Origin of the sequence: Nitrospirillum guaranorum (assembly GCF_034653275.1) — a bacterium.
Classification (GTDB): Bacteria; Pseudomonadota; Alphaproteobacteria; order Azospirillales; family Azospirillaceae; genus Nitrospirillum.
Genome location: NZ_JAYEES010000001.1, coordinates 1 through 22,809, shown reverse-complemented (window position 1 = coordinate 22,809; position 22,809 = coordinate 1). Strand labels below are relative to the sequence as shown.

The 22,809-nt window shown below is 68.7% G+C and carries 1 protein-coding gene; it reads left to right on the top strand.

Annotated elements, in window-relative coordinates:
• Position 1 precedes the first annotated feature (1 nt).
• The coding region (locus UAJ10_RS00005; protein ID WP_322913053.1) for a hypothetical protein at positions 2–22,809 on the top strand (22,808 nt) is incomplete at its 3' end.

Here is a 22,809-nt window from a genome sequence, read left to right as displayed (position 1 = left end):
CGTGGCCGGCGGCATCGCCAACGACGGCGGCACCATCGCCACCATTGTCAATACCGGCACCATCCTCAGCGCCAACAGCAGCGGCATCGGCGCCAACGCCAGTGGCGCCTCGATCGGCCAGATCACCAACAGCGGGCTGATCAGCGGCAATACCGGGGGCATTTACAGCCAAGGCACCATCGGCACGATCACCAACAGCGGCCAGATTGTCGGGACGCAGGTCGGTATTTCCATCAATGGCGGCACGGTCGGTATCATCAACAACAGCGGTACCGTGACCGGCGCCACCGCCCTGCTCGTGGCGTCCGGCGCCACGCTGGGCCCTGTGACCAACAGCGGCCTCATCGCCGGCAACATTCTCAACAAAAGCGCCAACGCGCTGACCATCGCCGGCGGCGCGTCCGGCACCATCGGCACCCTGACCGGCCAGTCCGGCATGGGCACCATCGTCAGCACCCTGGCCAACCTGACGTTCTCTTCGGGCAACCTGCTGCTGAACGACAGCATCACCGCCACCGGCCATACCGTGGTGAACAGTGGCGCGTCGTTGACTCTGGGCAACACCATCCAGGTCAGCGGCACCTTCTCCCAGAGTGCCGGCGGCACGCTGACCCTGAATCCCGGGGTGACACGCCTGAACGTCAGCAGCGCCGGCGCCACGTCCACGGTTGGGGGCACCATAACTGTCGCCCCGCTGGCCACCGGCAATTACATCGTCGGTTCGACCTCCAACACTTCCTATACGCTGGTGAGCATCAGTACGGGAAGTTTCAGCGGCCTTACACCCGTTGTGAACACGATCACGGGCCTGTCCTTCGGCACCGTCGGTTCGGTTGGCACCACCATCCTGACCATTGCCGCGCTCAACGACTATTTTGGCGGCACCGTCGCCAGTCTATCGACCAGCAGGACCATCAGCGGGCAGAATTATCCCGTCTATGTCGCCAGCACCGGTAGCATCGGCGCCCTGACCAACAGCGGCACGCTGTCAGCTACCACCGGCGGTGCCGGCCTCTATGTACTGGGTACAATCGCTAAGTTGTCCAACAGTGGCACGATCCAGGGCGCCACGGCCATCAGCATCGCCGGTGTCCTGACCAGCATAGTCAACACCAAGCTTATCGCCGGCGACATCATCGACAGCAGTGGCGCTGATCTGACCATTAGTAACGGCACCTTGAGCGGCACGGCCACCGGCGTCCAGGGGCGCATCAGCACCGGCGCCGCCAACCTGACCCTAAATGGCAACGTGTGGCTGAACGACAGCATCACCGCCGCCACGGTCGTCAACGCCGGCGGTAATCTGACGCTGACCAGCGTCATCGCCATAACCGGCGCCTACACCCAGTCCACCGGCACCCTTTCCGTTAGAGCGGGCGCCGAACTGACCGTCAGTGGCGCCGCCACCGTGATGGGTAGCGTCAATACCACCCTGTCCAGCACCGGCAACTACCTCACCGGCGCGGTGGCCGGCACGGTGATCGCGGGCGGTGCCGGTTCCAGCTACACCCTGGCCTTCAACAGCGTTGTGCTGACCGGCCTGACGGGAACCCTGGGTGCCAGCGGCGACAACCTGGTGGCCGTGGCGCTGAACGACTATGTCGGCGCCAGCCTGGGCACGATCAGCAACACCGGCACCATCAGCGGCGTCGGCACCGCCGTCTACCTTGCCGCCACCGGGTCGGTGGGCACGGTCAGCAACACCGGCACCTTGTCCGGGTCATCCCGAGGCGTGCGCCTGCTCAGCGGCGCCGTCATCGGCACGCTGGTCAACACCGGTCTGATCGATGGCACGACGGCCAGCGGCATCGCCAACGCCGGTACCATTGGCGCCGTCCTCAACACCGGCGGCACTATCCACAGCAATGTCTCCGCCGTTGCCCTTACGGGCGGATCCGTGGGCACGGTCAGCAGCACGGGCACGCTGTTCGGTTCCGTCAACGGCATCTATGTGAACGGCGGCACCCTGGGCACCCTGCTCAACACCGGCTTCGTCTATGGCTCGACGAGCGGCGCCCGGAACTCAACCACCATCGGCGCCGTCCTCAACCTTGGCGGCACCATCAGCGGCGGCACCGGCAGCGGCGTCGGCAATTCCAGCGGCAGCGCCTCCATCGGCCAGATCACCAACACCGGCCTGATCACCGGCCTCACCGCCGGTATTTTCAACGTCGGCAAAATGGGCCAAATCACCAACAGCGGCCGGGTCGTTGGCACGCAGGTTGGCGTTTTTGTCTACAGCGGCGGCACCGTCGGCACGCTCGACAACAGCGGCACCATCAGCAGCGACACCATCGGCGTCAAGGTCGCCGCGGGTGGCACCTTGGGCACGCTGGTCAACCAGGCCACCGGCACGATCACCAGCAGCGGCGTGCGCTCAACCTCCGCCATTGGTGTCTATGTCTTGGGCTCGCTGGGTACGCTCAGCAACGCTGGTTCCATCCATGGCGGTTCCGTGGCGGTGTCGAACCTCGGCACCATCGGCTTGGTCAGCAATAGCGGCGTCCTCAGCGGCGGCAGCCTCGGCTACTATGGGCAGGGGACCACCGGCACCCTGCTCAACAGCGGCACCATCACCGGCGCCACGCGGGCCGTGGCCGTTGGTGGCACCATCCAGACGCTGGTCAACAGCGGCACGATCAGCGGCATCGCCAGCGCCCTGGTTGTCGACGGGGTGTTGGGCACGTTGGTGGACAGCGGCCTGATCCAAGGCACCGTGAACAACCGTAGCGGCCGCGCCCTCAACATCGGCGGCGGTACCGGGGCGACCATCGGCACCCTGACCGGGCAGGCCGGTAACCAGGGCGCGCTCATCAGCAACGCCAACGTGGTCTTCACCGGCGGCAACCTGCTGCTGAACGACAGCGTCACCGCCAGCGGCGGCGCCACGGTCCAGAACACCGGCGCCACCCTGATCCTGGCCAGCATCGTCAGCATCACCGGCGCCTACAGCCAGGGCGCGTCCGGAACCCTGCAGATAGGCTCCAGCGGCAGCGGCGGGTTGGTGGTGAGCGACGCCGCCACCATCGCGGGCACCGTCCTGGCCGGCCTGTCCGCGACGGGGAATTACCTGGCGACCGGCACCACCACCCTGATCAGCGCTGGCGGCGGGGCCGACTACAGCGGTGCCCTCATCAGCACGCAGACAGTAACGGGTGTGGTGGGGGCCGGTGCCACCATCATCGGCAACAATCTGCTGCTGACCATCGCCAACGACTATGTCGGTGGTAGCCTGGCTTCCATCGGCAATACCGGCGACATCAGCGGCAAGTATGGCCTGTACGTGGCCGCCACCGGCACCCTGGGCACCTTCACCAACAGTGCCACGCTGGCGGGCACGGTTCTCGGCGCCGGGGTATACAACCTGGGCGGCATCGGCCTGCTGTCCAACGACTTAGGCCGCATCACCGGGCCGTCGGCCTTCGTTAATGCCGCTGGCGCCAGCATCGGCAGCCTTTCCAACAGCGGGTCGATCGATGGCACTTATGCCCTGTCGAACCGGGGCACCATCGCCACCCTCAGCAACAGCGGCTTGATCCAAGGCGCCTGGGTGGCGCTGTCCAACAACAGCAACGCCGGCACCCTGGCCACCATCGGGACGCTCAGCAACAGCGGCACCATCACCGGCACCAACGGCGGCGCCTCGGCCCTGTACAACATCGGCGTCATCGGCACGCTCAACAACAGCGGCCTGATCCAGGCGGCGCGCGCGCTGTACACCGGGCCCGCCGGTTCGGTGGGCCTGCTGGCCAACAGCGGCACCATCGCCGGCAACATCGAATACGATGCGACCTCGGCCCTGACCATCACGGGGGGCGCGGGCGGCACCATCGGCACGCTGACGGGCAACACCCTGACCAACCAGGGCACCCTGACCAGCGGCGCGGGCGTGGTCTTCGCCGGCGGCAGCCTGCTGCTGAACGACAGCATCGTCGCCACCGGCCAGACCGTCTTCAACACCGGGTCCTCGCTGACGCTGACCAGCATCGTCAGCATCACCGGCGCCTACACCCAAGGCGCCGCCGGCACCCTGTCGCTGACCGCCGGCACCAGCCAACTGGTGGTCAGCGACGCCGCCAGCATCGCCGGAACGGTTCAGGCCGGCCTGTCCTCCACGGGCAACTACACCGTCGGCGCCACCACGCTGGTGGCCGGCGGCAGCGGATCCAACTACACCGCCGTTCTGGGCGACGCGGTCTCCCGCCTGGCGGCCGGCGTCGCGGGCGTCGGCAACGCCCTGCGGCTGACCATCGGCAACGACTATGTCGGCGGCACGCTGGGCAGCATCGTCAACAGCGGCTCCATCGGCGGCATCGACACCGCCGTCTACATCGCCGCGACCGGCAGCCTGGGCAGCCTGGCGAACAGCGGCACGCTGAGCGGCGGCAACGTCGGCGTCGGCATCGACGGCACCCTGGGCACCCTGGTCAACACCACCACGGGCTTCATCGGCAGGGGCGTCAGCGGCAACATCGACCTCGGCGTCCAGGTGGGCGGCACGCTGGGCAGCCTGCAGAACGACGGCACCATCGCCAGCCACACGGGCGTCCAGGTGAACGGGACCCTGGGCACGCTCAGCAACCGCGGCACCATCCTGGGCCTCAGCGCCGGCGTCGCCGCCGGCGGCACCCTGGGCGTCCTGATCAACAGCGGCAGCATCGGCGCGTCCGGCACCGGCATCAACCTGGGCGGCAGCATCGGCACCGTCGTCAACAGCGGCCTGGTCTCCGGCGGCTCGGCCATTGTGCTGAACGGCACGCTGGGCACCTTGGTCAACAGCGGCACCATCCAGGGCGCCATCACCAACAACAGCGCCAACGACCTGACCATCGTGGGCGGGACGGTCGGCACCGTCGGCACGCTGTCGAACATCAATAACACCAGCAGCAACCTGGTGTTCGCCGCCGGCAACCAGTTGCTGAACGGTGCCATCGACGTCACCGGCCACACGGTGCAGAACACCGGCGCCAACCTGTCGGTGACCAGCATCGTCAGCATCACCGGCGCTTATGCCCAAGGGGCCGCCGGCACCCTGTCGCTGATCGCCGGCACCAGCCAACTGGTGGTCAGCGGCGCCGCCAGCATCGCCGGCACGGTTCTGGCCGGCCTGTCCTCCACGGGCAACTACACCGTCGGCGCCAGCACGCTGGTGGCCGGCGGCAGCGGATCCAACTACACCGCCGTTCTGGGTGACGCGGTTTCCCGCCTGGCGGCTGGCCTGTCGATGGATGGCGGCAACAACCTGCTGCTGACCGTCGCCAACGACTATGTCGGCGGCAGCCTGGCTTCCATCGGCAATACCGGCGACATCAGCGGCAAGTATGGCCTGTACGTGGCCGCCACCGGCAGCCTGGGCACCTTCACCAACAGCGCCACGCTGACGGGCACGGTTCTCGGCGCCGGGGTGTACAACCTGGGCAGCATTGGCGTGTTGTCCAACAACTCGGGCCGCATCACCGGGCCGTCGGCCTTCGTTAATGCCGCTGGCGCCAGCATCGGCAGCCTTTCCAACAGCGGGTCGATCGATGGCACCTACGCCCTGTCGAACCGGGGCACCATCGCCACCCTCAGCAACAGCGGCTTGATCCAGGGCGCCTGGGTGGCGCTGTCCAACAACAGCAACGCCGGCACCCTGGCCACCATCGGGACGCTCAGCAACAGCGGCACCATCCGGGGCACCAACGGCGGCGCCTCGGCCCTGTACAACATCGGCGCCATCGGCACGCTGAACAACAGCGGCCTGATCCAGGCGGCGCGGGCGCTGTACACCGGTCCCGCCGGGTCGGTGGGCTTGCTGGCCAACAGCGGCACCATCGCCGGCAACATCGAATACGACGCGGCCTCGGCGCTGACCATCACGGGGGGCACGGGCGGCACCATCGGCACGCTGACGGGCAACACCCTGACCAACCAGGGCACCCTGACCAGCGGCGCGGGCGTGGTCTTCGCCGGCGGCAGCCTGCTGCTGAACGACAGCATCGTCGCCACCGGCCAGACCGTCTTCAACACCGGGTCCTCGCTGACGCTGACCAGCATCGTCAGCATCACCGGCGCCTACACCCAAGGGGCCGCCGGCACCCTGTCGCTGATCGCCGGCACCAGCCAACTGGTGGTCAGCGACGCCGCCAGCATCGCCGGAACGGTTCAGGCCGGCCTGTCCTCCACGGGCAACTACACCGTCAGCGCCAGCACGCTGGTGGCCGGCGGCAGCGGATCCAACTACACCGCCGTTCTGGGTGATGCGGTCTCCCACCTGGCGGCCGGCGTCGCGGGCGGCGGCAACGCCCTGCTGCTGACCATCGGCAACGACTACGTCGGCGGCACGCTGGGCAGCATCGTCAACAGCGGTTCCATCGGCGGCATCGACACCGCCGTCTACATCGCCGCGACCGGCAGCCTGGGCAGCCTGGCGAACAGCGGCACGCTGAGCGGCGGCAACGTCGGCGTCGGCATCGACGGCACCCTGGGCACCCTGGTCAACACCACCACGGGCTTCATCGGCAGGGGTGTCAGCGGCAACATCGACCTCGGTGTCCAGGTGGGCGGCACCCTGGGCAGCCTGCAGAACGACGGCACCATCGCCAGCCACACGGGCGTCCAGGTGAACGGGACCCTGGGCACGCTCAGCAACCGCGGCACCATCCTGGGCCTCAGCGCCGGCGTCGCCGCTGGCGGCACCCTGGGCGTCCTGATCAACAGCGGCAGCATCGGCGCATCCGGCACGGGCATCAACCTGGGCGGCAGCGTCGGCACCGTCATCAACAGCGGCCTGGTCTCCGGCGGCTCGGCCATCGTGCTGAACGGCACGCTGGGCACCCTGGTCAACAGCGGCACCATCCAGGGCGCCATCACCAACAACAGCGCCAACGACCTGACCATCGTGGGCGGGACGGCGGGCACCGTCGGCACGCTGTCGAACATCAATAACACCAGCAGCAACCTGGTGTTCGCCGCCGGCAACCAGTTGCTGAACGGCGCCATCGACGTCACCGGCCACACGGTGCAGAACACCGGCGCCACCCTGTCGGTGACCAATACCATCAGCATCGCCGGCAACTTCACCCAGAGCGGCGGCACCCTGGCCATCGCCCCCGACGGCCGGTTGAGCATCAGTGGTGTGGCCACCATCAACGGCGGCCGGGTCGCCAGCACCCTGGCCGCCACCGGCAACTACACCGTCGGCACCAGCACCCTGCTTTCCGCCGGTTCGTCCAACTTCACTTTCACCCGCTATTCGCTCGGCACCGTCACCGGCCAGGCGGCGACGCTGGGCGGCGGCGGCGCCAACGACATCGTGATGACCGTTGCCAACAACTATGTCGGCGGCACGCTGGGCAGCATCGTCAACACCGGCAGCATCACCCAGGGGGCGGGTGCGGTCTACATCGCCGCCACCGGCAGCCTGGGCAGCCTGTCCAACAGCGGATCGCTGAAGACCGGCGCCGGCATATACGTGGCCGGCGCCCTGGGCACCCTGGTGAACAGCACCGCCGGCACCGTGATGGGCACGGCCAACAGCAGCAACGCCGGCATCGTCCTGGCGGCGGGCGCCACCATCGCCACCATTCAGAACAGCGGGCAGGTGGCGGGCACGGCCAGCGCCGTCGGCCTGCTGGCCACGCTGGGCGCCACCATCGGGGAACTGGACAACAGCGTCACCGGCACCATCACCGCCCTGTCCGGCAACGCCGTGGGCGTGAAGCTGCTGGGCGGCACCATCGGCACCCTGAACAACGCCGGTCTGATCAGCGGCATCGGTAACGCGGCGGGCGTGTATACCGCCGGCCTCATCACCGCCTTCACCAACAGCGGCACCATCGCCGACAGCGCCACCAACAATGGCGCCGTCTATGCCGGGGTGACCGGGTCGCTGATCGGTACCATCGGCACGCTGTCCAACTCGGGCCTCATCACCAACAGCAGCACCAGCGGCTCGGGCTCGGTGGTGGCGCTCAACATCCTGGGCGGCACCGTCGGCTCGGTGGTCAACAGCGGCACCATCAGCGGCCGCACGGCCGTGCGACTGGGCGGCGTGTCCAACGGCACGGTCAGCAGCAACGGCTACCTCGGCACCCTGGTCAACAGCGGGGTGATCGCCGGCACCATCAACGGCCGGGGCCTGAACCTGGCGGGCGGCAGCGGCACGTTCGGCACCTATACCGGCACGGCCGGCAGCGTCGGCTATCTCACCAGCGCCTTCGCCGACGTGACCCTGTCCGCCGGCGACATGGTGTGGAACGACAATGTCAACGTCGCCAGCCACACGCTGGTGAACAGCGGCGCGAACGTCGTGCTGAACACCATCATCAACGTCACCGGCAACTACGGCCAGTCCGCCGGCACCCTGCGGCTGGCCAACGGCGCCGAACTGGTGGTCAGCGGGGCGGCGGTGGTGTCCGGCGGCTCGGTGGTCGCCACCCTGTCTGCCTTGAACAACTACATCGCCGGGCAGGCGGGCGCCACCCTGGTGGCGGGCGGCGCCGGGTCCAGCTACACCGGCGTCTCGGTTTCCAGCGGCGGGGTCACCGGCCTGGCGGTGTCAGGCACCACCGTGGGCACCAACCTGGTGGTGATGAGCGCCAACGACTACATCGCCACCGTGCTCCCCTCGCTGGACAACAGCCTCAGCATCGGCGGGGCCGGTGTGCAGACGGCCCTGTTCGTGCGCGGCACGGGCAGCATCGGCACGGTCAGCAACAGCGGCACGCTGGCGGGCGCCGGCGCCGTCACGGGCTACGGCGCCTCCATCGCCGGCACCATCGGCACCCTGACCAACAGCGGCGTCGTCAGCGGCGACGGCGTCAACGGCGGCTATGGCCTGCTGAACCGGGGCACTATCGCCACGCTGATCAACACGGTGGGCGGCACCTTCGCCGGCCTGGCCGGCACGGTGGGCTACGGCCTGATCAACCAAAGCATCCTGAACACCGTCGTCAACGATGGCCTCATGACCGGCCACGACGGCGGCCTGCAGAACATGGGCACCATCCAGCTGCTGGACAACGCCAGCGGCGGCACCATCCGGTCCAACAGCGCCAGCGCGCAGCAGGGCCTGCGCAACGACGGCACCATCCTCACGCTGCTGAACGACGGCCTGATCGGCAACAACTACGGCCTGTTCCAGGCGGCGGGCACGATCCAGACGCTGGTGAACAACGGTACCATCGCCGCCAACGCCAGCGGCGTTTACATGAGCGCCGCCATCGGCACCATCAGCAACAGCGGCACCATCACCGCGGCGCACAAGGCCATCGTCGCCAACGCCGCCCTGTCGGCGCTGCTGAACAGCGGCACGCTGAAGGGCACGCAGGCCTTGGCCATCGGGGCCAGCGCCCAGGTGGGCACGATCAGCAACAGCGGCCTGATCCAGGGCAATATCGTCAACAATGGCACCGTCGGCTTGACCATTGGTGGCGGCGCCAACGGCACCGTCGGCACCCTGACCGGCCTGACGGGCCTGGGCACCATCAGCAACACCGCCGGGAACCTGGTGTTCAGCGGCGGCGCCCTGGCGCTGAACGACACCCTCAATGTCGGGACCCACACGGTCATCAACAGCGCCAGCCTGACGCTGGACAGCGTCATCAGCATCTCCGGCCACAACAGCCTGGTCGGGTCGGCGGTCACGCTGTTCGGTGGCAACTTCGTCCAGAACGGCGGCACGCTGAACATCGTGGCCGGCGCCGGCCAGTTGTTCGCCCCGGGTGCCGTCAGCATCAACAGCGGCCGAGTCAACGTCATCCTGAATGACCAGGCCAATTACCTGGCCGGGGACAAGATCACCCTGGTGCAGAGCGAAAGCTCCAGCATCAGCGCCACCGCCCCGGTGAGCTGGGTGGGCGCCCACGACACCATGGGCCAGGGGGCGGCGTTCGCCACCACCCTGCAAGGCTGGGCCAGCACGCTGTCCGGCTCGGGCGAGTACTTCGCCTACGTGGCGTACAATTCCAACGACTACATCGGCGGGTCGATCGCCAGCGTTTCCAACACCGGCAGCATCGGCTTCAACACCGCCGTCTACGTCGCCGCCTCCGGCACGCTGGGCACGCTGACCAACAGCGGCACCCTGGGGGCCACCGTCGGCATCCTGAACCACGGCACCATCGCGTCCATCCAGAACGCCGGCACCATCTTCAGCGCCAGCACCGCCATCCGCGGCGATGGCGCCTATGGCACCCTGTCCAATAGCGGCACCATCTTCAGCAGCATCATCGGCCTGTCGCTGACCGGGCGCATGGACCTGCTGGACAACAGCGGCCTCTTCACCATCCGCCAGGACGGCTTCCAGGCCGTCTACGTCGACGGCACCCTGGGCACGCTGCGGAACAGCGGCCTGCTGGCGGTCGGCTCGGCCAGCCAGCAGGCGGTGTATATCAGCGGCACGGGCACCTTGGGCACGCTGGTCAACAGCGGCACCCTGGTCGGCGACATCACCAACGACGGCGCCCGCGCCCTGGTCATTCAAGGCGGCAGCGACACCACCGTCGGCACCCTGACCGGCGTGTCCGGCATGGGCACCATCACCAGCACCCTGGCCAACATCACCCTGGCCTCGGGCAACCTGGCGCTGAACGACGCCGTCACCGTCACCGGCCACACCTTGGTGAACAGCGGCGCTTCGGTGCGGCTGGACAGCATCGTCACCGTGACGGGCGACTACAGCCAGTCGGGGGGTGGGCTGACCATGGCGGCGGGCGCCAGCCGGCTGGTCGTGACCGGTGCCGCCAGCCTGACCGGCGGTTCCGTCGTCACCAGCCTGTCCAGCACCGGGAACTATCTGGCTGGGTCCGTCATCGGCACCCTGGTGACGGGCAACGCCAGCTCCGACTACACTGGCGTCCAGGCGCAGGCGGGGGGCCTGTCCCTCGCCCTGCAGACGGGAACGGTCAGCGGCGGCGGCACCATCAGCCTGCGGGCCACGGCCATCAGCGACTATGTCGGCGGCACCCTCGCCACCTTGACCAATTCGGGCAGCCTGGGCAGCGGCGTTCCCATCTATGTCGCGACCAGCGGCCACGTCGGCACGATCATCAATGCCGGCACCCTGACCGGCGGCAACCCGCTGGATAACGAGGGTGTCATCGACACCTTGCTCAACGCGGGTCCGGGCACCATCGCCGGCAATTTCCTGGGCGTGGTCAACAACGGCACCATCGGCACCCTGAACAATGCCGGCCTCATCAGCTCGACCAGCCTGCCGGCCCTGACGAACTACGGCAGCATCGGCACCCTCAGCAACTCTGGCACCCTCCAACACGGCATCAGCAGCAGCGGCGCCATCAGCCTCCTGGCCAACAGCGCCCTGATCCAGGGCGGGATCAGCGACGGCGGCCGCATCGGCACGCTGGCCAACAGCGGCACCATCACCGGCGGTGGGGGGGTGCAGGTCAACGGCACGCTGGACCTGCTCAGCAATAGCGGGCAACTGACCGGCGCCACCACCGCCATCTCCATCGGCGGCGCCGGCACGCTGGGCGGCCTGGTCAACAGCGGCACGGTGCAGGGCAACATCGTCAATGGCGGGACCCGGCCGCTGACCATCAGTGGCGGCACCAATACCGGGCAGGCGGGCCTGCTGACCGGCGCGACGCTGACCAACGCCGGCACCATCACCAGCACCGGCGCCAACCTGGTGTTCGCCTCCGGCTACCTGGCGCTGAACGACCAGATCGACGTCGGCGGCCACACGGTGGTCAACAGTGGCGCCGGACTGACCCTGGGAACGCACATCGCCATCACCGGCAACTATACCCAGACGGGGGGCGGCCTGGTCCTGATGCCGGGCACGGGCCTGTTGTCCGTCAGCGGCGTCGCCAGCATCAGCGGCGGCAGCGTGGTCGCCCTGCTGGACAGCGCCGGCACCTATCTCGTCAACACCATCGCCGGCACGGTGGTGCAGGGCGGGGCGGGGTCCGATTATACCGGCGTCACGGTTGGCTCCACCATTGGCAGCCTGGTCCTGGCAGGCACCACGGCGACCGTCGGCGGCACGGTCGCCCTGCTGATCAACCCGCTCAGCGACTATGTCGGCGGCACCCTGGCCACGCTGAACAACACCAGCACCATCAGCGGCGTCACTATTCCCCTCAGGGTCGCCAGCAGCGGCAGCGTCGGCACACTGACCAACAGCGCCCTGCTGTCTGGCCGGCTCTACGGCATCCTGAACCAGGGTACCATCGGCCAGCTTCAGAACAGTGGCACGGCCACCGGCAGCATCGGCCTTTACAACGAAGGCAGCATCGGCACGGTGCTGAACACCGGTGCCCTGGTGGACGCCCCCGCGCCGTTGGCCGCCGGCGTGAACAATGGCGGCACCATCGCCGCCCTGGTCAACCAGGGCATCATCAGCGGGACCCATTACGGTCTCTACAACTCCCGCACCATCGGCACCCTGGCCAACAGCGGCACGATCAGCGGCCGCACCGCCCTGTTCAATCGCGCCACCGCCACCCTGGGCACCATCAGCAACAGCGGCCTGATCGCGGGCAACATCGTCAACCTGGCGACACAGGACCTGGTCTTCACCGGCGGGCTGGGCGGCACGGTCGGCACCTTGGCCGGGGCCACCCTCGGCATCTTGGGCACCCTCAGCAACACGCTGGGCAACGTGGTGTTCGCATCCGGCAACCTGCTGCTGAACGACACCGTCAATGTTTCCGGCCACACGGTGGTGAACAGTGGCGCCGCGCTGACCCTGGCCAGCGTCATCGGCATCACCGGCGCCTACAGCCAGTCGGCCGGCACGCTGGTGGTGGGCGATGGCGCCCAGCTGGCGGTCGGCGGCGTGGCCGGCATCACCGGCGGCACGGTCCTGGCCAGCCTGTCCGGCACCGGCATCTACCTGGCGGGGAACGCCGCCACGCTGGTGGCCGGCACCACCGGGTCCAGCTACCTCGGCGCCACCGTCCAGGCCACCGGCGCCACCGGCCTCGCCGGCGCCGGGACGATCAATGGCACCAACCTGCTGCTGGCGTTCGCCAATGACTATGTCGGCGCCGGCGTGGCCACCCTGGCCAACACCATCAGCGTCAGTGGCGTCACCCACGCCCTGCATGTCGCGGCGGGGGGCAGCATCGGCACGCTGCTCAACAGCGGCACGCTCAGCGGCAGCGCCGCGGCCCTCTACATCGCCGGCACGGTGGGCCTGGTGGCCAACAACGGCCTGATCCAGGGCGACATCATTAACGGCGGCGGCACGCTGACCATCACCGGCGGCGGCTTCGGCACCCTGGGCACCCTGACCGGCCAATCGGGGCTGGGCGGCATCACCAACACCGGCGGCGACCTGGTCTTCGCCAGCGGCAACCTGCTGCTGAACGACGCCATCAACGCCACCGGCCACACGGTGGTGAACAGCGGCGCCTCCCTGGCGCTGCCGGGCAGCGTCAGCATCACCGGCGCCTATCGCCAGACGGGCGGCACCCTGGCGGTGACCGCCGGCACCAGCCCGTTGACGGTCAGCGGCGCCGCCAGCATCGGCGGCGGCGTGGTCCTGGGCAACCTGGACGCCGGCGGCAATTACTTGGTGGGGGCGTCCTATACCCTGGTGCGGGGCGGGGCGGGTTCCAGCTATGCCGGGGCCTCGATCACGACCACCATCGGCGGTTTGGCCACCAGCGGCGGCACCGCCGGCCAAGACCTGCTGATGACCATCGCCAACGACTACGTCGGCGGCACCCTGACCACGCTCAGCAACACCGGCACGCTCAGTGTCGGCGCGGGCATGTTCGTGGCCGGCACGGGCAGCGTCGGCACGCTCAGCAACGACGGCACCATCAACGGCACCTGGGGCGTCAACAACCTGGGCAGCGTGGGCACCCTGTTGAACACCGCCTGGATCAGCGTGGCGGGTACGGGCATTCTCAACAACGGCGTCGTCGCCCTGCTGACCAACAGCGGCACCCTGCTGGCCGATGGCACCAACGGCGTCCTGAACACCGGCAGCATCGGCACGCTGGTCAACAGCGGCCGCGTGGTCAATTCCCAGATCTCCGCGGGCTCTGGCACGCAGGGGGCGGTGGGCAACCAGGGCACCATCGGCGTCCTGTCCAACACCGGCCTGATCAGCGGCCCCGTCGCGCTGGCCAACGGCGGCACCATCGGCCTGCTGGTCAACAGCGGCACCATCGCCGGCGACATCCAGAACACCGGCGGCGTCGACCTCACCATCGCCGGCGGCGGCAATGGGACGGTGGGTACGCTCACCGGCTATACCGGCGTGGGCACCCTGACCAGCAGCGGCGCCAACGTGGTGCTGGCGTCCGGCAGCCTGCTGCTGAACGACCGGGTGGACGTGGGCGGTGGCACGCTGGTTAACAGCGGCGCCTCGGTCCGGCTCGACACCCTGATCAGCGTCACCGGCACCTACAGCCAAAGCGCCGGCACCCTGGCGTTGTCCTCCGGCGCCGGCCAACTCGTGGTCAGCGGCGCCGCCGTTCTGACCGGTGGCACGGTGGCGCTGGCCGGCGTCGCCAGCACCGACAACGTGCTGGCCGGTAGCGGCGGCGGCTTGGTCGTGGCGGGTGGCGCCGGGTCGACCTTCACCGGCCTGACCTACGCTTCGCCCGTCACCGGCCTGGAAGTGGCGGGCAGCGTGGGCGGGGACAGCCTGTACCTGCTGACCCTCAACGATTACCTGGGCGGCGTCCAGGGCAGCCTGGTCAATACCGGGACCCTCAGCGCCAACAACGCCATCTATATCGCGGCCAGCGGCAGCGTGGGGACCCTGACCAACGCCGGCGCCCTGCTGGGCTCCATCGCCGCGGTGAACAACCTCGGCACCATCGGCACCCTGGTGAACCAGGGGGTGCTGTCGGGCGCCACGGCGGTCTACAATGCGGCCGGCGCCACCCTGGGCACGCTGGCCAACAGCGGCACCATCAGCGGCAACATCGTGAACCTGTCGGCGCGGGATCTGGTGCTGACGGGCGGCATCGCCGCCGCCGGCACCCTGACGGGCGGTAGCATCGGCAACACCGCCGCCAATCTGGTGTTCGCCGGTGGCCAACTGGCGCTGGGCGACGCCATCGACGTCGGCGGCCACACGGTGGTGAACAGCGGCGCCACCCTGCGCCTGGGCACCATGATCAGCATCACCGGCGCCTACAGCCAGACGGCGGGCACGCTGGCCCTGGGCACGCTGGGTGAACTGGCGGTCAGCGGCGCCGCCAGCATCAGCGGCGGCCTGGTGCAGATCAGCCTGTCCGGCGCCGGCAACTACCTGGCCAACAGCCTGACCACGGTGGTGACCGGCGGCGCCGGCTCCAGCTATGCCGGCGCCACCATCACGGCGGCGGGCACCGTCGCCGGCCTGGGCCTGGCCACCACCATCCTGGGCGACAACCTGGTGTTGGCCATCGCCAACGATTACATCGGCGGCACGCTGGCGACGCTGACCAACAGCGGCCTGCTGACGGCCAGCACGGCGGTGTATATCGCCAGCACCGGGTCCCTGGGCACCCTGGTCAACAGCGGCGTCATTCAGGGCAATATCGTCAACGCCTCGGCCAACGCCCTGACCATCCAGGGCTATAACGGCACCCTGTTCAGCACCTTCACCGGCCAGTCGGGCCTGGGCACCATCGCCGGCACGCTGGCCGACGTGGTGCTGGCGTCCGGCAACCTGGTCCTGAACGACGATGTCAATGTCGGCGGCCATACGCTGGTCAACAGCGGTGGCACTGTGCAACTGAACACCCTGGTCAATGTCACCGGCACCTACAACCAGTCCGCCGGCGCGCTGTTGATCAACTATGGCACCGGCCAGCTGGCCGTCGGCGGCGTGGCCTCCGTCACCGGCGGCACCATCGCCATGGTCAACATTTCCATCAGCCCCAACGGGCTGGTGGGCCAGACCTTTGGCGCCGGCCCGGTGATCACCGGCACGACCGGCTCCAGCTATACCGGCCTGACCTACAACTCCAACATCCAGGGGATGGAGGTCACGGGCTCCGTCGCCAACAACAGCCTGTACCTCGTGGGCCTGAACGACTATGTCGGCACGGTCCTGGGCTCGGTCGGCAACAGCGGCACGCTCAGCGCGACCAACCCGGTCTATGTCGGGCGCTATGGCACCCTGGGCACGCTGAACAACACCGGCGTGCTCTCGGGTTCCTATTCCGGCGTGTTCAACATGGGCAGCATCGGCACGGTGCTAAGCACCAACAGCATCGTCGGCACCAGCTTCGGCCTGTTCAACAACGGCGCCACCGCCATGATCGACCTGATCAGTAACAGCGGCACGCTGACGGGCCGGATAGGCATGGCCAACACCGGCACCATCACCACGCTGGACAACAGCGGCCTGCTGTCGGGCGACACCATCGCCGTCTACAGTACCCGCGAACTGGACACGATCAGCAACAGCGGCACCATCGCCGGCAACATCAGCATCACCGGCGGCCACGCCTTGACGCTGGTCGGCGGCTTGGGTGCGGGCGGCCTGTTCACCGGGGCTGGCGGCAGTGTCGGCGTGATCACCAACACCACGGCCGACCTGGTGCTGGCCTCCGGCGCCCTGTGGTTGAACGACGTCATCAACGTCGGCAGCCATACGGTGGCCAACACCGGTGCCTCGGTCAATCTGCTGACGGCGCTCAGCATCACCGGCAACTACAGCCAGACGGCGGGCACGCTGGATGTCGGCGGCGCGCAGCTGGTGGTCAGCAATGCTGCCAGCATCACCGGCGGCACGGTCGTCACCACACTGTCCAGTTCCGTCAACTACATCGCGGGCCAGGTGGGCAGCACGCTGGTGACGGGCGGCGTCGGGTCGAACTACACCGGTGTCAGCGTTTCCGCCGGCACCATCTTCGGCCTGGCCGTGGGCGGCACCACTAACGGTACCAACCTGGTGGTCGTGGCGCAGAACGACTACATCGCCGGCAGCCTGGCCAGCCTGGGCAACACCGGCAGCATCGGCGGCGTGCTGTACGCGGCCTACGTCACTTCCACCGGCACCCTGGGCACCCTGAACAACAGCGGCACCCTGGCCGGCGTGGGCGGCAGCACCACGGCGGCGGGCGTGCGCAATGCCGGCAGCATCGGCACGCTGTCCAACAGCGGCGTCATCCGTGTCACCGGCGCGCACTTCAGCGACGCCCTCTACAACACCGGCACCATCGGCACGCTGCTGAACGCCGCCGCCGGCACCATCGCCGCCACCGTCAGCGGCGCCGGTGTGGAGAACACGGGGCTGATCGGCACCCTGGGCAACAGCGGCACCATCATCGGCGCCAGCTATGGCCTGGAAAACATCGGCACCATCGCCACGCTGAACAACGCCGGCACCATCACCGGCAACACCGCCATCAGCAACGCCGGCAGCATCGGCACGCTGATCAACAGCGGCCGCATGGGCAGCAACCTCGGCTTCTACCAGCACGGCGCCGTCATCGGCACCGTGATCAACAGCGGGGTGATGGGCGGCAACGGCGGCGTTTTCGCCAGTTCCGGCATCAACACCTTCATCAACAGCGGCACGGTGCTGGGCACCAGCAACAGCACGGGCGCCCTGTCGCTGGCGGGCAGCGCCACCATCGGCACGCTGATCAACAGCGGCGTCATCAACGGCAACATCATCAACAACGGCGCGGGCGACCTGTCCATCGGCGGCGGCACGGCCGGCACCGTGGGCACCCTGACCGGTGGCAGCATCACCAGCACGTCCCACAACGTGGTGTTCAACACCGGCGCCCTGGCGCTGGGCGATGCCATCAACGTCGGCGCCAACACGGTGCTGAACACCGGCGCCAACCTGGCGCTGGCCAACAGCGTCAGCATCACCGGCAACTACAACCAGTCGGCGGGCACGCTGGTGGTCAGCCCCGGCGTCAGCCAACTGGTGGTCGGCGGCATCGCCAGCATCAGCGGCGGTCAGGTCAGCATCAACCTGTCCAGCACGGGCAACTACCTGGCGGGCAGCGACTATACCCTGGTGCAGGGTGGCACCGGTTCCAGCTACGCCGGCGCGGGCTTGAGCGTTACGAGCGTCGCCGGCCTCAGCACCGGCACGTCCATCGCCACCATCGGCGGCACGGTCGACCTGTTGCTGGCCGTCAACAACGACTATGTCGGCGGCACGCTGGGGCGGCTCGGGAACACCGGTACCATCAACGCCAACAACGCGATCTATATCGCCAGCGGCGGCTTGGTCGGCACCGTCACCAACAGCGGCTTGCTGAACGGCGGCAACGCGCTGGTTAACCAGGGACGCATCGGCACGCTGGTCAACAGCGGCACCATCGCCGGCAGCATCGTCAACGCCGGCAGCGGCGTGCTGACCATCCTGGGCGGCACCGGCGGCACGGTCGGCACCCTGACCGGCCAGAGCGGCGGCATCGGCGTCCTGTCCAGCAGCGGCGCCGACGTGGTGCTGGCATCGGGCGCCCTGCTGCTGAACGACCAGGTCGACCTGGGCGGGACCAACACCCTGGTGAACAGCGGCGCCTCGGTGCGCCTGGGCAGCTTGATCAGCGTCACGGGCCGGTACAGCCAGACGGCCGGCACGCTGGATGTCGGCAGCGGCGGGCTGGTGGTCAGCGGCGCCGCCAGCATCACCGGCGGCACCGTCGTGGCCACGCTGTCCGGTACCGCCAACTACCTGGCAGGACAGATCAGTTCCACCACCCTGGTGGCGGGCGGTGTCGGCTCCAGCTACACCGGCGCCAGCGTGGCGGCCGGTGGCGTGACCGGCGTGGCCGTGACCGGGACCACCAGCGGCACCAACCTGGTCGTCGCGGGCCTGAACGACTACATCGGCGCCACGCTGGGCACCCTCAACAACACGGGCACCATCAGCGCCAGCAGCGCCGTCTACGTGGCGGCGACGGGCAGCCTGGGCAGCCTGACCAACAGCGGCACGCTGCAGGGCGCGACGGCGGCCCTGAACAACCTGGGCTCCATCGGCTCCATCCTGAACGGCACGCTGGGGACCCTGGGTACGCTGGGCAACGTGGGCGTCATGGTGGGTGCGGTGGGTGTGGCCAACAGCGGCAGCATCGGCACGCTGACCAGCTACGGCACCATCACCGGCACGACCGGGGCGGCCGTGGACAATCAGGGCTTTGTCTACGGCCTGGGCAACGCCGGCACCATGACCGGCGTGACCAGCGGCGTGAACAACGCGGGCACCATCGCCGTCTTCCAGAACGCGGGCCTGCTCTCCGGCTCCATCGGCCTGAACAACAGCGGCACCCTTGGGCTGGTCGGCAACATCGGCTTCGGTCCCTTCCTGGGCAGCATCGTCGGGTCGGCCACCGGCATCCGCAACGCCGGCGTCATCGGCACCGTGATGAACCAGGGCGTGATCTCGGGCGTGACCGCGATTTACAACGGCGCCAGCGCCAGCCTGGGCACCATCGCCAACGCCGGCCTGATCCAGGGCAACATCGTCAACCTGTCCGCGGGTGACCTTGTCATCGCCGGCCTGGCCGGTACCCTGGCCGGCGGCAGCGTCACCAACACCGGTTCCAACGTCGTCTTCGCCGGCGGCAGCCAGGTGGTGGGCGACGCCATCAACGTCGGCAGCCACATGGTGGTGAACAGTGGCGCCACGCTGACGCTGGCCAACACGGTCAGCATCACGGGCAACTATGCCCAGGCGACGGGCACGCTGGCGCTGGGCAGCAACCATCTGGCGGTCAGCGGGGTGGCCAGCATCAGCGGCGGCGTGGTCAGCACGACCTTCGACACGACGACCAACTACATCGTGGGCTCGCCCAACGGCGTCATCCTGGTGCAGGGTGGTGCCGGCTCCAGCTACACCGGCGTCACCGTCGCCTCAGGCATCACCGGCCTGACCATCGGTGCCGGCGTCACCACCATCGGGTCCAACATCGACCTGGTGCTGGCGGCGGTGAACGACTACATCGGCGGCACCCTCGCAACGCTGAACAACAGCGGCACCATCAGCGGCGTGGTGACGGCGGCCTACATCGCCATCGGCGGCAGCCTGGGCACGCTGGCCAACAGCGGTTTGCTGGACGGCGCCCAGTACGGCATCCAGAACCGCGGCACTGTGGGTCTCGTCAGCAACAGTGGCACGGCCACGGGCCTGATCGGCCTGTACAACCAGGGGACCATCGGCACGGTCGTGAACACCGGCGCGCTGCTGGACAGCCCGGCGCCAGCGGCGGCCGGCCTTGACAATGCCGGCAGCATCGGCGCCGTGGCCAACAGCGGCACCATCAGTGGTGCTGCCTATGGCCTGTTCAACAGCGGTAGCATAGGGGCGGTCAGCAACAGCGGCACCATCGCCGGCGTGACCGCCCTGTACAACCAGGGCAGCATCGGCACCATCGCCAACAGCGGCACGATATCCGGCAACGTGGTGAACAGCAGCGCCAACGCCCTGGTGTTCACCGGCGGCACCGGTTCCACCATCGGCACGCTGACGGGCCAGAACGGCGCCATCGGCACGATCAGCAGCACGCTGGGCAACGTGGAACTGGCCGGCGGCAACCTGCTGCTGAACGACCAGGTGACCGTGGGCGCGGGCACGCTGGTGAACAGTGGCGCCAACGTGCTGCTGACCAACGCCATCAGTGTGACGGGCAACTACAGCCAGTCGGCGGGCACCCTGGCCATGGGCATCGGCAGCGGCACGGCGGGTGAGCTGCTGGTCAGCGGCGACGCCGCCTTCACCGGCGGCACCGTCGCCGTGACGGCGCTGTCGGGCAGCAACCTGATCGCGGGCCAGAGCTACACCATCGCCGAGGTGGGCGGGACCCTGACCACCAGCGGCCTCAGCGCGGCCGCCAGCGGCTTCAGCGCCACGCTGGGCAGTGGCACGAACGGATCGGCCACCGACCTGCTGCTGACGCTGCTCAGCGACTATGTCGGCGGCACTCTGGGCACCCTGACCAACAGCGGCACCATCAACGCCGCCACGGCGGTGCTGATCACCAGCGCCGGCAGCCTGGGCACCCTGGCCAACAGCGGGGCCATCATCGGCAATGTCATCAACAATAGCGCCAATGATCTGGTGGTCGTGGGCGGCACCGGCGGCGCGGTGGGCGGCTTCTCGGGCGGCACCATCCGCAACAGCCTGAGCAACCTGACCTTCGCGTCGGGTGCCGTCAGCCTGGCCGACGCCATCGACGTGACCGGCCACACGGTGGCCAACACGGGCGCCAGCCTGACGCTGGCCGGCGACGTGGCGGTGACGGGCAACTACAGCCAGACGGCGGGCACGCTGTCGGTGGCCGGGCATGCCCTGAGCGTCAGCGGCGCGGCGCAGGTGACGGGCGGTGTGGTGGATGCCGGGATGAGCGGCACGGCCAACTACCTGGTGGGTGACAGCGTCACCCTGATCCGGGGCGGCGACGGCTCGACCTACACCGGGTCCACGGTGGTCAGCGGCCTGACGGGCCTGGACGCCACGGGTGCCGCCAGCGGCAGCAATCTGCTGGCGGTGGCGGGCAACGACTACATCGGCGCCAGCCTGGCCACGCTCAGTGTGACGGGCACGCTGGCCAACAATGCGGGCGGCGCCACGGCGCTGTACATCGCCAGCACGGGCACGCTGGGCAGCCTGGCCAACAGCGGCCTGATCAGCGGTAACATCACCAACGTCTCCGCCCGGGATCTGACCATCATTGGCGCCACTGGGGGTGGCAGCGGCACGGTGGTGGGCAGCTTCGGCGGCGGCACCATCCGCAACACGGGCGCCAACGTCGTCTTCGCGTCGGGCGCGGTCGCCCTGGGCGACCAGATCGACGTGGGCGGCACGCACACGGTCAGCAACATCGGGGCGGCCCTGGCGCTGACCACGGACGTGGGCGTCACCGGCACCTATGCCCAGAGCGCCGGCAGCCTGACCGTGAACGGCCATGTGCTGACGGTCAGCGGCCCGGCGCTGGTCACCGGTGGCACGGTCAGCGCCGGCGTCTCCGGCGTGGGCAACTATTTTGTCGGCGACAGCGTGACCCTGATCCAGGGCGGGGCGGGGTCGTCCTACACCGGGGCCGTGGTCACCAGCGGCCTGACCGGTCTGGACGCCAAGGGCTCGGTCAGCGGCAGCACCCTGCTGGCGGTGGCGGGCAACGACTACATCGGCGCCAGCCTGAACACGCTGAACGTCACCGGCAATCTTTCCAACAATGCGGGCGGCGCCACGGCGCTGTACATCGCCGGCACGGGCACGCTGGGCAGCCTGGCCAACAGCGGCACCATCAGCGGCAATGTGGTTAACGCCAGCACCCGGGACCTCACCATCAACGGAGGGGGCAACGGCGCGGTGGGTCGCTTCACCGGCGGCACCATCACCAACACCGGGTCCAACGTGGTGTTCGCGTCCGGCGCCATCAGCCTGGGCGACGCCCTCAACGTGGTGACGCACACGGTCAGCAACGCCGGCGCCAGCATCGCGCTGGCCAGTGACGTGGCGGTCACGGGCAACTTCAGCCAGAGCAGCGGCACCCTGACCACGGGCGGTCATGTGCTGACCGTCAGCGGGGCTGCCAACGTGACGGGCGGCGTGGTCAACGCCGGGGTCAGCGCTACCGGCATCTACTACGCCAGTGACAGCATGCTGCTGATCCAGGGCGGTACCGGCTCCGGCTACGCCGGTGCCACCGTGACCAGCGGCGTCACCGGCCTGTCGGCCAGCGGCACCGTTCTGGGCAGCAATCTGATGGCTGTGGCGGGCAACGACTACATCGGCGCAGCGCTGGACACGCTGAACATTGTCACCACCATCAGCAGCCCGACCGCCGTGTACATCGCGGCCAGCGGCAGCCTGGGCACGCTGTCGAACAACGGCGCCGTCGCCGGCAACATCACCAACCTGTCGACCAGCGACCTGGTGAT